This is a genomic window from Acinetobacter sp. BSP-28 (assembly GCF_044130285.1).
In the GTDB taxonomy this organism is placed as follows: Bacteria; Pseudomonadota; Gammaproteobacteria; order Pseudomonadales; family Moraxellaceae; genus Acinetobacter.
Genome location: NZ_JBIQOB010000019.1, coordinates 33,584 through 46,836, shown reverse-complemented (window position 1 = coordinate 46,836; position 13,253 = coordinate 33,584). Strand labels below are relative to the sequence as shown.

The 13,253-nt window shown below is 37.9% G+C and carries 12 protein-coding genes; 4 read left to right on the top strand and 8 right to left on the bottom strand.

Translation table 11 applies throughout. The features are described from left to right. The first annotated feature begins 80 nt into the window (after positions 1-80). Together ACE01R_RS13505 and ACE01R_RS13500 are read left to right on the top strand one after the other, a co-directional pair. On the top strand, positions 81-206 hold the full coding sequence (locus tag ACE01R_RS13505) for a lipoprotein (protein WP_395551810.1): 126 nt from the start codon (positions 81-83) through the stop codon (positions 204-206). A 518-nt stretch (positions 207-724) separates the two neighbouring features. Further along, entirely contained in the window at positions 725-889 is a 165-nt protein-coding gene (locus tag ACE01R_RS13500) for a hypothetical protein (protein ID WP_395551803.1), read from the top strand. Between the two features lie 99 nt (positions 890-988). Here the strand turns inward: ACE01R_RS13500 and ACE01R_RS13495 are convergent, their stop codons facing one another. The 4 genes from ACE01R_RS13495 to ACE01R_RS13480 form a co-directional block, all read right to left on the bottom strand. After that, entirely contained in the window at positions 989-1,429 is a 441-nt protein-coding gene (locus tag ACE01R_RS13495; protein WP_395551800.1) for an META domain-containing protein, read from the bottom strand. 1,025 nt (positions 1,430-2,454) lie between these two features. Next, positions 2,455-2,670, bottom strand: a complete 216-nt coding sequence (locus ACE01R_RS13490) for a hypothetical protein (protein WP_395551799.1) — start codon at positions 2,668-2,670, stop codon at positions 2,455-2,457. A 693-nt stretch (positions 2,671-3,363) separates the two neighbouring features. Then, positions 3,364-4,569, bottom strand: coding sequence for an alpha/beta fold hydrolase (locus ACE01R_RS13485; protein WP_395551798.1), 1,206 nt, complete (start codon positions 4,567-4,569; stop codon positions 3,364-3,366). A 210-nt stretch (positions 4,570-4,779) separates the two neighbouring features. Beyond that, positions 4,780-6,657 carry a potassium transporter Kup gene (locus ACE01R_RS13480; protein WP_395551797.1) on the bottom strand — a complete coding sequence of 626 codons (1,878 nt, stop codon included), beginning with the start codon at positions 6,655-6,657 and terminating at the stop codon, positions 4,780-4,782. A gap of 575 nt (positions 6,658-7,232) precedes the next feature. On the opposite strand from ACE01R_RS13480, the gene ACE01R_RS13475 reads away from it, so the two are divergent. Beyond that, on the top strand, positions 7,233-8,390 hold the full coding sequence (locus ACE01R_RS13475; protein ID WP_395551796.1) for an MFS transporter: 1,158 nt from the start codon (positions 7,233-7,235) through the stop codon (positions 8,388-8,390). An 88-nt stretch (positions 8,391-8,478) separates the two neighbouring features. Here the strand turns inward: ACE01R_RS13475 and ACE01R_RS13470 are convergent, their stop codons facing one another. Continuing rightward, positions 8,479-9,906, bottom strand: a complete 1,428-nt coding sequence (locus tag ACE01R_RS13470; RefSeq protein WP_395551852.1) for a diguanylate cyclase — start codon at positions 9,904-9,906, stop codon at positions 8,479-8,481. Positions 9,907-10,217: 311 nt separating this feature from the next. Between ACE01R_RS13470 and ACE01R_RS13465 the strand changes: the two genes are divergently transcribed. Further along, a complete protein-coding gene (locus tag ACE01R_RS13465; RefSeq protein WP_395551794.1) occupies positions 10,218-10,697 on the top strand; it encodes a hypothetical protein in 480 nt (159 codons plus the stop codon). Positions 10,698-10,788: 91 nt separating this feature from the next. Here ACE01R_RS13465 and accC read toward each other — a convergent pair whose 3' ends face one another. The 3 genes from accC to aroQ are packed head-to-tail and all read right to left on the bottom strand — an operon-like array spanning position 10,789 to position 13,059. Then, positions 10,789-12,153, bottom strand: coding sequence for an acetyl-CoA carboxylase biotin carboxylase subunit (gene accC / locus ACE01R_RS13460; RefSeq protein ID WP_395551791.1), 1,365 nt, complete (start codon positions 12,151-12,153; stop codon positions 10,789-10,791). Between the two features lie 17 nt (positions 12,154-12,170). Then, positions 12,171-12,587 carry an acetyl-CoA carboxylase biotin carboxyl carrier protein gene (gene accB, locus ACE01R_RS13455; RefSeq protein ID WP_174560574.1) on the bottom strand — a complete coding sequence of 139 codons (417 nt, stop codon included), beginning with the start codon at positions 12,585-12,587 and terminating at the stop codon, positions 12,171-12,173. A gap of 16 nt (positions 12,588-12,603) precedes the next feature. Beyond that, positions 12,604-13,059, bottom strand: a complete 456-nt coding sequence (gene aroQ, locus ACE01R_RS13450; protein WP_395551789.1) for a type II 3-dehydroquinate dehydratase — start codon at positions 13,057-13,059, stop codon at positions 12,604-12,606. Positions 13,060-13,253 lie beyond the last annotated feature (194 nt).

Sequence of the window (13,253 nt, the reverse complement as noted above, 5' to 3'; positions counted from 1 at the left end):
TACATTTTTGCTGTAAAAATTGAACCGTGTAAGTGGGTATCTCTTATATTCTTAATTTTTAAAGGATATAAGGATCGACCATGAAAAAACTGCTCTTTATAGGATTGGTGATTATGCTAGGCCTCAGTGCATGTCAAAAACAGGATACGGATACTTCGCAGCAAGATAAAACCACCAGCCCACACTCCATGGATAAAGACCAATAAAGACCAATAAAGACCAAAATGCTGAATTGTTTTACTATTTTGATCTGAATTTTTTATCTTACTATTTGAAAGTTATGCTGTTTATACCCATATTATTAAGTAGAAATACTTTTTCTAAGCCTGTAGGTGAGGTTAAAGATATGCTTAATATATTCCGTAAAATTTTCTGTATTCATGTTTATGAGTTCAATTGGGATCATAAGCATGGATACGTTCAGGAATGTCGCAAATGTGGTAAAAATGACTAAGGCATTTTACCGCTTTAATAGACTTGTAACGACATTCCTGACGGGGTTTAAATCGCTTCGACTTGGTTTGATGGGGATGAATTTTGTCTGGTGTAAAACGGCATATGATGTAGAAATGTTAAGGAGTTTAAAACGGCCTTGTTGCGGATCAATCATATAGATGCATCCAAATTACATTGAATGAAATTGACACAAAGTTAAGATTGGATAAGCAAGATTAAATAGTAGATTAACTCATGTACAGATTCTAAATAGAGGAAGGAAACTGAAATGGTTAATCAACAACCCCTTCAAATGAGCCAGCATAATCAAGAGCACGATCGCGATAAACACAAACAGCAACAAGAGAATCAGCAAGGTAATCAGCAAAATCAACAGTCCAATGTTCAACAACAGCCTAATCAACAAAACAATCCGCAAAGACAACATAAATAACATGTTGTGCTGTCTTTAAATTAGATGTGTTTTGGATGATTCAGGTGATATTACTGATCAATAAAAGCCCTCGAGTGAGGGCTAACTTATCTCTATTTTCTATTTTAGGTTCTTAAACTTAAGGACCACGCGATGATCACTATCGAATAACTTTAATTCGCTATCGCTCGCATCATAGCTGATCACCTGGTTCAGGGCTTGGGAAAATTTTTGCGGTAAATCGGTTGGATTTAAACAGGCTTTTTCGGTAGTAACTAAATTCGAAAATTTAATTTGAGTACCTTTTACTGCATAACCTCCCATAAATTGGTTACAGCCATCACTGCCGCTGAGTTGACTATGACCAAAACTAAGCGCTGGAACTGCGGATAAAGTAGGGTCGGCTTTATAATTAACTTGATTAATTTCGGTTATCACCCAATTTTTGTTTTGCAATTTTGCTAAATTTCGTTCCGTAGAAGGGTTTGGCATTGAAGATGTACAGCTTGCCAAAACCACAGAAGCAGCTAGACTAATTGCTATCATCATTTTATTTAACATTTGCTTTCTCCAATTCATTTACTTTAAAGATCATTGTGAGGCAAACAACAAATAATGATTTTATAAAAAAATTCTTAATTCATTTGATTATTAACGAATAGTCCACATAAGTTGCTCGAAAAATAAACATGAATTGTTTCAAGCTAAGTAGCAATTTTTAATGTCCATAGTTTTATCTGGACTGAGATTTGAAACTGGATTTAGAGCGTTAGCATTTTTCAAATTATTCATTTTAAATCATATAATTTCAGGTATCATGGCGGACAGAAAAAGAGGGATTTTAAAGTAATAAATTTTGAATGAAGTTAATTTAGAAAAGTGTATTCAGTCTACTTTTTAGTTCTATTAAATATCACTCTTTCATTTTTGAATCTTTGAAAATACAGCTGTTTATTACTCTATGTGATCACTTCGAGAATAGTCTAATTAAAAACTCTAATCACACTAAGTATAGCATTTGCAATGTGAGTAATTTATAAAGAAAATTTACTGTTTAAATGCTCAATAAATAATCAATTTATTTTTTCTAGCAATGTGACTTACTTATCATTATTTTATTTTTTGGTATATTTTGCCACTGAAAATTATTTGATTAGTGTACAAAATAGCCATCAGAAATTATTGTAGTTTGTTAATGATTTTCTAAGTTCCTTAGTTTATAAGTCCACATAGTCTTTCCATGAGTGGGCTTTTTTTTGTCAAGAGAAAAGAGATGCTCCGATTCTTAAAGTGTTTATTTGGCCTTCATGGTGCCACTGAAATCGATTACACGATTGATGATGAAGAAATCAAAGTGTGTCGTGATTGCTTGAAAGAATTTTGAAATTTTTTTGTATAATCAAATTTTTATGGATATTTGATACCATATAAGAGCTCTATTCAATTTTCTTATTACTTAATGATATCTGTCAACTTCGCAGTATTGTGAAGACCATAAAGTAATAAGTATTTTGTAGTAGGTTAAGTTTTTATGAAGTAAATTATTATGAAGATATTTCAACCAATATGAAATATCTTCCTTTTATTTATTTAGAAGTGTTTTTAACCTCAGTCTTTTCGCATTCCTCATTATTTTTGCAATTTTTAATTACTGAAACAGTTTTAGTTTGACTTACTATTTTTTTAGGCGTGGATGGAAAATCCAGAGTCGGGATAATCTGCATTGATGCTAAGGTTGAAACAGATGTGAATGAAGATAGTGCAACTATAATTGCAAGAATACTGCGTTTTGAACCGAACATAATATCGCCTTAAAAAATAAAATAAAAAATTAGTAAATTTCACTATTAAATAGCTGTTTTATTTAATAAAAATTTATATTATTTAAATATCCCCAAAACTTGGTATTTTTTATTATGGAGAGTAGTTATTACGTCTAATACGAAATATATTGACATCTATAATTTATTATTTTAATGGCTCTATGGAATTAGCTTCTCTTATTCCGTAGAGTTAAAATATTTTACTTTTTAATTATTTAGAGTATTAAATGAAATTAATAAATGATAATCCATTAAATTATCTTTCTGTGAAGCTCCCGACCTTGGGAGCTTTTTTATTGGATGCTATTCCAGTTTTGGGACTTTGCAATTAATACCGGCAAGAAACGCGCAATTCAGGAGCTACAACAGGCAGTTGGCGTAACTGCTGATGTGGCATCAGTGGTCCTAAAACCATGAAAGCTGTAAAAGCTCAAAATCAAATGATGTGATTCTGATTTTGACTGCTGAGTGATTGAAGTTTTATACCTCTCTAACTTGCCCAACATGGTGAAAGGTTGGACCAATCAGGTTGCAGAGAATTTGAAATATGCAGCACGTGATAATTATTTTAACGCTGTGCTTCCTGCTATTAGACTGCACTCAATTACCATAAGCGTAAACGTAGAGATCTATATAAGAGTTTTTAGATTTCAACATTCTAAATCTGCCGTATTATTTTGCACTGCAGGTATTTACAAATTTCCCTTGTTCAATTGAATTGATAAAGTTTCCAATCAGGAATTCACTTTGTCTTAAAGAGTCACGATGATCTCCATTTTTGACTGGGTGAAACGCGATAGGTTTTTGCTTCGTGCATACTTGCTGATAGTAAGCGTAAGTACCATGATAATCTACAAGTTGATCTTTTTCACCTTGTACAATTAGAACCGGCACAGTCGGTGTCATATTTTCAATAGACTGTTTCTTTAAATAATTTGTTAAAGGTGCCAGATTTACATTTGGTTTAAAGACAGTTTTAGGTGCTTGCTCTATATCAGATTGTAATTCTGATAAACAGCGACTACGTGCAGAATTCAGAATTTCCTCCATTTCTGGGCTGACTAAATTTGCTGGAGCAAGGCTAGGATCTGCAGCTTCCGCACCCAAAAGAACGATTGGAAAAAATGCCGCGACACTTGTATCAATTTGAGAGTGAGTTGCCACATATTCGGCAATTCCCTCATATTGGTAACCGCCTGGAGCAAGTGCAATTGCCCCGCGCAGATTAAATTCAGGCGCATCTTTCTGGCCGTCTGCTGCAACTTTCAGAGATGCTGCGCCTCCTTGACTATGACCCATGACATACCAATTTTTACTAAATTGATAAGGCTTTAAATGGTGAGTTGCCCGTACAGCATCAACGACAGTGTGCAGCTGACTTTGTGCATTCATATACGGATGTCCACCCAGGGTGCCTAAACCCTGATAATCGGGTGCAACTATTGCATAGCCGCGAGCGAGCCAGGCATTTAGCGCTTTAGCAGCGATTTGTTGATAGACATGAACTGGTCCGCCAGCATAATCCCCCGAGGGTGCACAGGTATCTGCTACACCGGTAGTACCATGGGCCCAAGCTAGAACAGGCCAGCCACCTTTGGGTACTTCACCTTTAGGCAATAAGATAAATGCTGAAGTAACAATTGGCTCAGACAGCACTCCACGACTACGGTAAGTGATTAAGAACCGTTGTGAGGCATTCGTAAATAGATCAGTATTTTGTGCTTGTATAGATAATATTGTACCTGGGGTTTTGGCTGGAACATCAGATACTTGAATTTTAGCGTTATTGGAAAGTATGGGAGAGGCTAGTGCATATGTTGAACCTAAACATAGACAACTCATTACCAATTTGAGAATAGGGTATTTAATTTTCATCACTGGTACCGTCTTTCTTATAATGTCATTTTTAATGTATCAGCTTTATTTATCTTTCTAAACGAACGATTAGCAAAGTTTGTAAATTAAATAAAAATAGAAATATGGAATGTACTTAATTTTTTTACAGCTCAAAGCCACAAAACTTAAAAATGGAGTATTAAAGTTTATTCATAAACTTTAATACTCCCAGTTTAAATAAAATTAGAATGCTTAGATTTCAATCTGACTACCTAATTCAACAACTCGGTTAGAAGGGATATTGTAGAAATCACTCACAGGGCTAGTATTCTTTTGCATTGCAATAAACAACTTCTCACGCCAAGTAGACATTTTATTCGATAAGCTCGGAACCAACCTTTCTCTGGATACAAAGAAACTGATATTCATCAAATCATATTCTAGCCCCAGCTCTGTAAAAGCTTTCTTCAATGCCTGAGGGATATTAGGTTCTTCTTTAAAGCCGTAATTAATCCCTATTCTGTAAAAGCCATCACTTAATACTTCCACTACTACACGATTGGAATCATCAACATAGGGAACTTCAGAAACCTTAATTGTTACCAGCAAATTATGTTCATGAAGAACTTTATTGTGCTTTAGGTTGTGTAAAAGAGCATGAGGTACGACTTGAGGTGTGCCAGTTAAAAATACAGCATTTCCGCTGATTTTATGGCCTGTCATTCCAAGATGCTCAAGAAATATATTAAGCGGAAGCGTGTCCTGTTGTAGTTTCTCCTGGAGAATTTCTTTACCTTTTTTCCATGTCATCATTAGGGTAAAAACAATAATTGCAATAACAACGGGCACCCATCCACCAATAAAGACTTTTAAAAGGTTAGAGCTTAGTAAAATCAGGTCAATAAAAGCGAAAGGAATAATGAACAGTAAGACTTTCCATGTTTTCCATTTCCAGTAACTGTAAGCAAGAAAAGCTACCAGCAATGTGTCACAGAACATGGTGACTGTGACTGCCAGACCGTAAGCACCAGCCAATTTACTACTGCTTTCAAAGATTAAAATTAAAATTGTAATAGAGATAAACAGGAGCCAGTTGAGTAATGGAATATAGATTTGCCCAATTTCAGATGCGGAAGTATGCAAGACGGTAAGCCGAGGAAGATAGCCTAACTGAATTGCCTGTTTGGCCATTGAAAAGACGCCGCTGATTAATGCTTGAGAGGCTATGACTGCAGCTGCAGTGGCCAAAATAATCATTGGATATAGAAGAGCAGAAGGAAGCAGCAGGTAAAAAGGATTAGTAATAGCAGATGGATCTCTTAACAGTAAAGCTCCTTGTCCTGCATAATTCAGCATTAGACATGGCAGTACAATTAAAAACCAACCCAATTTAATTGGTAGAATACCAAAATGGCCCATATCTGCATATAAAGCCTCACCCCCTGTGACTGTTAAAACCACAGCTCCCATTACAAAAAATGAGATATAAGGATTATTAACTACAAATAAAAAAGCCCAATGTGGACTGAATAATGCAAGGACAAAGGGACTTTGGATAATACTAGAGATACCAATGGCGCCAATAGACAGGAACCACAAAAGGGTAATTGGTCCAAAAAATTTCCCCATCATTGCAGAACCATGTTTTTGAACTGCGAAAAGTGCAATCAAAATTCCAATACTGATAGGCATGATGAAGCGATCAAATGAAGGAGCGGCAACTGAAAGACCTTCAATTGCAGATAGTACAGAAATAGCAGGTGTGATAATGCCATCACCAAAAAATAACGACGCGCCAATAAAACCTAAAATAATAATAGCGAGTCTTTTTCCACGAGATAGACCTTTTTGCCGAAGGTTTAAGGCCAATAAAGCCATAATACCTCCTTCACCATTATTATCAGCTCTCATAATGACGAGAACATATTTAATCGAAACTATAAGTGTAATAGTCCAGAAGATCAGAGAAAGAATTCCCAAAATATTAAGTTCATTGATAGGTAATCCGTGTGTAGCATGAAAACTTTCTTTTAATGCATATAAGGGACTTGTTCCTATGTCTCCAAACACCACTCCTAGTGCAGCCAGCGTCATTGCTGGTACTGGCGGCTTACTCACGTTATTTTGCATATATTTGATTTACAAAATTAAGGAGCTGGAGATTTTATCATTCAAATTCCTTGTAAATTGTATGTGCATAAAAAACCATAGCAGGATGATAGTTAATAGCTTTTCTTTCTAAGCTCGCACTAAATATGTGCATTAAAGCTATTATGATAAGCATCCGCTAGATCAAAACGGTCTGCTCGTTATCAACTAAGTATATCCAAAGCTCTCACGCCATCCCGACTATTTCTTAAATACCTTTCCATGCTTTTATTTTTATTCTTTACTGGCATAAAGGTAGTATTGGTTACAAGGCATTAAAAGCTTATGGCAAGTTTGAGCGGATGCCCTAGGATATCAATCACAAATGAAACCGTCCTGAAGGGCGGTTTTTTATTTACCTACAAGTCTACTATATCTTTAAAGGTGGCATAATAGCGCCAAATTTCTAGGTTTTTTCGATGCAGTCTACAAAAATTGAGAAAAAATATTTTTTTAAGATTTGTAGACTGTTGAACTGCAAATACAGACAATCTCAAGCAAGCGTATGCAACTATGAATAATTTTAAGTTATTGAAAAAGCAAAGGACTGCAAGTTAATGCAACCAATTGCAATTCAGCACAAACTGGCAGGATTTTACTTCTTTTACTATTCCATAGTCGGGACGTTCATGCCTTTTTGGAGTCTGTATCTGGAAGATCAGGGCTTTAATTATCAGGAGATCGGACTACTATCTTCAATCGCAATCATTACCCGTTTTTTTGCGCCGTTCATTTGGGGATGGCTTGCCGATAAATCGGGCAAAAGAATGCTGTTGGTGCGTATTGCCACATGGATGGAATCCTGCATCTGGTTCATGATTTTTCTGATTCCCAATACTTTCCAGTCTGTGGCATTGCTGATGCTGATCTTCAGTTTTTTTCAGAATGCCATTTTGGCGCAATTTGAAGGGGTTACGCTGTTCTGGTTGGGCGACAAGCGCACTCAGCTGTATGGAAAAGTCAGAAAATGGGGCTCAGTTGGTTTTATTGTGGGTGTTTTCGGCATTGGTGCCTTACTGGAAATTGTCCTTATTTCCATGCTCCCGCTGATGTTGCTGTGCATTGCCTTTTTGGCATTCCTTTGGTCTTTTAGCATTAAAGAACCCAGCACAGCGCCACAATCACAACAGCAATTAGAACCGCTATTGCCGATATTAAAACGACCTGTAGTCGCTGCATTTTTTGCAATTGAATTTGTTTTATTATTTTCCCATGCACCATTTTATAGTTTCTACAGTAACTACCTGCATCAAGTCGGTTTTTCGACAACTGAAATTGGCCTGTTGTGGTCCGTAGGGGTAGTCGCAGAAATTATCATGTTTGCCTTTGCTCATATTTTCTTAACCCGCTTTTCATGGCGCAGCCTGGTCAGTGTGTGTCTGGTTTTGACCGGGGCACGGTGGATTGTTGTGGGACTATTGCCGCATTTATTCATGGCACAGTTTTTAGCGCAAAGTATTCATGCCTTTAGTTTTGGTCTATTTCATATGATTGCCATGCGTATTATCTTTCAAAATTTTTCAGCAGGTCAGCAAGGCCGTGGTCAGGCCATGTATAGCACCATGTGGGGTTTGGGTGTCGCATTAGGAAGTATTTTGGCTGGAAGATATTGGCAGGTGATTTCCGGAGAGATGGTTTTTGTTCTTGCCGGGCTTTCAACAGTTGTAGGTTTGCTGTTTGTACGCTGGTTACCGAAATATGTTCAGCAAAGCTAAAAGGCGCTGTAAAAAGTTAGTACTCTACGTTTATGATCAAGGTTGCTGCTGTGCTGTCTATTGTTCTAGTCAGGATGCAATTTTTATATTAAGAAGCAATTGTGATCTGATTGCGTCCCAACGCTTTTGATCGATACAGGGCATGATCCGCCTGATTAATTATATGTTGCAAGCTCAGCTCGGTGGGCAAGCTCTGATAGGCAATGCCAATACTGGTGGTAATAAATAATAAATCGCCCTCAGGCAATTGCATCGGGGTTAACTCGGTCTTAATCCGGATTCTTTCCGCAATAGCTTGGGTTTCTTGTAAAGATGTGTTCATCATAAGAATCAGGAATTCCTCACCCCCTATACGGGCAAAAAGTTCATTGCTACGGATATTGTCTTCCACCAATTGCGAGAAATGTTTCAGCACTAAATCCCCGATATGATGTCCGTATTGATCATTCATTTTTTTAAAATGATCCAGATCAAGCAAGATCAATGAGACAGAGTGGCTTTTAGCCTCACTTAGATATTGTTCACCTTTTTCAAAAAGATGACGGCGGTTTATGGTATTGGTCAAACTGTCATGATTGGCCAGATGTAACACTTTTTTGTACAGTTCACGGCGATTACTGGTAATAATGCAAAGAATGAGTGGGGCTAAACCCAGCATGCATAAACCAATGCGTACGGAAATGGTGGTGGTTAAATATGCTGATGATGAATTTGATAAGTAAAAATAAGTCAGACTATGATAAGTCACTAAACATACAATACTGTTGAGGAGAGCAACAGTGAAAATGGGATAACTTAGTGCTGCCCAGATTAATGCGGCCAAAGGATAAAGTAAGGCGCCCGGACCAAAGAAAATATGGGTAAAGGTCACTGAAATCACAATGGCAATCAGCGGTAGTAATCTGCCCAAACGAAATTGGTTAAGCCTCATATTTTTTAACTTTTGACCCATTTCAGTCCGGGTGGGAAAAAATAAAATAATCGGCAGCATGGTAATGCAATTGACAATTTCACCGGCCCACCACATGCCAAAATCAATCCCCAGACGTTGTGTGGACATGAACGTATCGGAGACATAAGGAACCGTAGCAATGGCAAACAGGGCACTGGCCAGGCATCCTCCTAGGGCACAAATGATAAATAAATATAAGAAGGTAAAGCCTTGATTGTAATTGCGATAATTTAGTTTCCAGAGGCGGATAAAAAATAACGAAACCGTGACATTAACCAGATTTGCGAGAGTAAGAATAAAAGTCAGCTGAAATGAGCTGCCCGTCACTAAATCTGCCAGCATGTAACCGCTAAATGCACCTAACCATCCACCCCATATATTTAAATGCTTAAAGCGTAAAAATAGCCCCAGCAAAACAGCATTTGCCGGCCATAGATAGGCTGAAAAGGTAACAGGTCTGGATAGAATCCCGCATAAACAGCAGATCAAGACCACAGCACCCAGGATAAAAAAAGCATTGACCTGTTGCTGTCTAGAAGATGATTTAGATGAAGTCAGCAAAATATGCAAGTTCACATCCTTGTCACTCTAAGGGGGTGACTAAGTGAAAATTAAGAAAAAATTATTTTGCTATACTCTTAATTAAATAGAAATATTTTCAAGACGAATGAACACTTATTATTCAACTGCATCATCATAAGTAGACATTGTTATTTCGGTATGAGCTGGAAAGTATTGATTCTTTTTAGCTTGGTGGATTGCTTTTTTGTGCAGTTTCAGTCGGAAATTATATTGTTGTAATATGGTGATAAATACGGGTTTTTCATAAAAATATGCTAAGTTATAGCAAAGGATTTTTAGCACTGAATTTATGTATGAAAAAAACATATTTTACAATTTTACTTACATTGTGCTCATCTGTTGCGATGGCAAATGACAATCAAGCTGTGGTTGCAACAGAAGAACCGGATCGAGCTGAAAATTCGAATACCATTCGTATTGTGACGCGTCCAGAAATTGTTGGCTTATGGGGGATGCAAGTGGCCAACAATAATAAATGTATTGAATATTATAATTTTAAAGCGAATAACAATGTCATTATTAAAAGTGGGCAGGAGTGGTCATCTGGAATTTACGACTTTCAACCGTCTCAGGAAGAGCGTTCTTTATTGTCTGCACTGGTTTTGCAAGTAAAGTATGACAATAATGAAAAGGATTGTTCGGGGCTGCAGGAAGATCAGACTGGAGAGATTTCTCAATATTTCGTGCAGTGGAAAAATGCCTCTACCATTAATTTCTGTAGTAATGAAAAGGCCGAACAATGTTTTGCCACATTGCGCCGTGTATTACCTTAAATCATTATTCATGATTTTATAGATTTTTAAATTGTGATACATATAAAAAAACCGCTCATAAAGAGCGGTTTTTTAAGTCTTGGTGCTTTATTTAAGACGCTTCTTGATAAGCTTCCAGCTTTTTCAACAAGTGTTTTTCCAGATAGTGAATATCCATCGCTTCTTTACAGAAATTCTCATCTTCCAGAATCAAATCCCGATGTAAAGGAATGTTGGTTTTCACTCCAGTCAGGATAGTTTCTTCTAATGCCTGTTTCATACGTGCAATAGTCGTATCACGATCTTTACCATGGGCAATGAGTTTTGCAATCATTGAGTCATAGTAAGGTGGAATGCTGTAGCCTGGGTAAATATGCGAGTCCATACGGATACCCGCACCACCTGGAGCATAATAATTTTCAATTTTGCCCGGAGATGGTAGGAATGTGGTTGGATCTTCTGCATTGATACGGCATTCAATGGCATGACCACGTACTTCCACTTGATCTTGTTGAATCTCAAGACCAAGTCCGCCAGCAATACGTAATTGTTGCTCAATGATATCAATACCAGTCACCATTTCAGTAACAGGGTGTTCAACTTGAACACGGGTATTCATTTCAATGAAGAAGAATTCACCATCTTCAAACAGGAACTCGAAAGTACCAGCACCACGGTATTGCATGAGTTTACATGCATTGACACATGCTTCTAAAATATCAGCACGTGCCTCTTCCGGTAATCCTGGTGCAGGCGCTTCTTCCAGTACTTTTTGATGACGACGCTGTAATGAGCAGTCACGATCATAAAGATGAATCGCATGACCATTACCATCACCCAAAACCTGGACTTCGACGTGACGTGGTTTTTGCAGGAAGCGTTCCATATAAACCGTGTCATCACCAAACCACATTTCGGCATCACGTTGCGCTGCCTGAACAGATTCGAGCAGGGTGTCGACACGTTCAACAATACGCATACCACGACCACCACCACCAGAAGCAGCTTTAACAATCAGCGGGAAGCCAATTTCTTTTGCTTCTGCAAGAGCATTGTGAATAGTCACTGCATGGTCACAGCCCGGTACGGTTGGTACACCGGCTTTTTTCATGGCAATAATGGCAGAAACCTTGTTCCCCATTAAGCGAATATGTTCTGGACGTGGCCCAATAAAGATAAAGCCAGAATTTTCAACAATTTCTGCAAACTCGGCATTTTCTGACAAGAAGCCATAACCTGGGTGGATGGCATCTGCACCAGTAATTTCAGCAGCAGTAATAATTGCCGGAATGTTTAAATAGCTTTCGCTACTTGCACCCGGACCGATACATACGGCTTCATCACAGAAGCGTAAATGCATCAGGTCTTTATCGGCATCGGAATAAATACCTACGGTTTTAATTCCTAAAGTTCTGCAAGCTCGGGTGATGCGTAAAGCAATTTCACCCCGATTTGCAATTAAAACTTTTTGCAACATTGTGAATCCCCGTGGTCTTAAGCGCGATAGCGGAACAATGGTTGACCGAATTGGATAACATCGCCATTTTTCACCAGAATTTCTTCAATCACACCGCTTTGAGTCGCTTCAATCGGGTTCATGATTTTCATGGCTTCAATAATACCGAGTGTTTCGCCCGCAGAAACGGTCTGACCCACTTTAACGAATGGTGCTTCACCTGGGTTTGGTGCTGCGTAGAACACACCAACCATAGGAGAGGTTTCAACTGCGCCGCGCGGTGTTTTTGCAACAGGGGCTGCAGCGGCAGCTACTGGCATCGCAGGAACAGCTGCTGCTACCACAGGATTACGACGGGTTAAGGCGATGGATTGATCACCTTCTTTAACTTCGATCGCTTGTAAGTCAGATTCAATCATCAGGTCGATGAGTTTCTTGATTTTACGGATATCCATGAGACAGTATTCCTAATTATGATTGCGTAGAAGGTTGAATTTTGTCGATGGCGAATTCCAGTGCAGTGCTATAACCTTTTGCACCTAAACCACAAATCACGCCAACGGCTTTATCTGATAAATATGAATGATGTCGGAATGCTTCACGTGCGTGTACATTCGACAAATGAACTTCAATAAAGGGAATGGCAACACCAAGAAGTGCATCACGGACTGCAACGGAAGTATGAGTTAACGCTGCAGGATTGATAATGATGAATTGAACGCCTTCTTTTTGTGCCTGATGAATTCGGTCGACAATGGCACCTTCCCAATTGCTTTGAAAAGTATCCAGGGAAAGAGATGCATTTTGAGCTTGAGCGATGAGCTTTTGATTTATATCGTCTAGGGTAAGGTGCCCATAAACTTCAGGTTCACGCATGCCTAGTAAATTTAGATTCGGTCCATGAATAACCAAAATGGTTGAGCTCATTCAGCTTGCTCCAATTATTAATTTGCAAATTCACTTTGCAAGATATCAGCAAAGTTTGCGTATTATGGCATATATTCCCGTATTTCTATTATAAGTTGTTCAAAATTGATACGGAAGCTATGTGTCAGAACTGAGCTATATAATGAGAACTTTGCAGGTAATTGGCAATGTTAAAAAATGACATTTTTTATAAT

What these genes read in the sequence shown, in the direction of transcription:
- ACE01R_RS13490 (WP_395551799.1), bottom strand. Translation starts at nt 2,670, where the DNA reads ATGTTCGGTTCAAAACGCAGTATTCTTGCAATTATAGTTGCACTATCT.
- accB (WP_174560574.1), bottom strand. Translation starts at nt 12,587, where the DNA reads ATGGATATCCGTAAAATCAAGAAACTCATCGACCTGATGATTGAATCT.
- ACE01R_RS13480 (WP_395551797.1), bottom strand. Translation starts at nt 6,657, where the DNA reads ATGCAAAATAACGTGAGTAAGCCGCCAGTACCAGCAATGACGCTGGCT.
- ACE01R_RS13500 (WP_395551803.1), top strand. Translation starts at nt 725, where the DNA reads ATGGTTAATCAACAACCCCTTCAAATGAGCCAGCATAATCAAGAGCAC.
- ACE01R_RS13475 (WP_395551796.1), top strand. Translation starts at nt 7,233, where the DNA reads ATGCAACCAATTGCAATTCAGCACAAACTGGCAGGATTTTACTTCTTT.
- ACE01R_RS13505 (WP_395551810.1), top strand. Translation starts at nt 81, where the DNA reads ATGAAAAAACTGCTCTTTATAGGATTGGTGATTATGCTAGGCCTCAGT.
- ACE01R_RS13495 (WP_395551800.1), bottom strand. Translation starts at nt 1,429, where the DNA reads ATGTTAAATAAAATGATGATAGCAATTAGTCTAGCTGCTTCTGTGGTT.
- accC (WP_395551791.1), bottom strand. Translation starts at nt 12,153, where the DNA reads ATGTTGCAAAAAGTTTTAATTGCAAATCGGGGTGAAATTGCTTTACGC.
- aroQ (WP_395551789.1), bottom strand. Translation starts at nt 13,059, where the DNA reads ATGAGCTCAACCATTTTGGTTATTCATGGACCGAATCTAAATTTACTA.
- ACE01R_RS13465 (WP_395551794.1), top strand. Translation starts at nt 10,218, where the DNA reads ATGAAAAAAACATATTTTACAATTTTACTTACATTGTGCTCATCTGTT.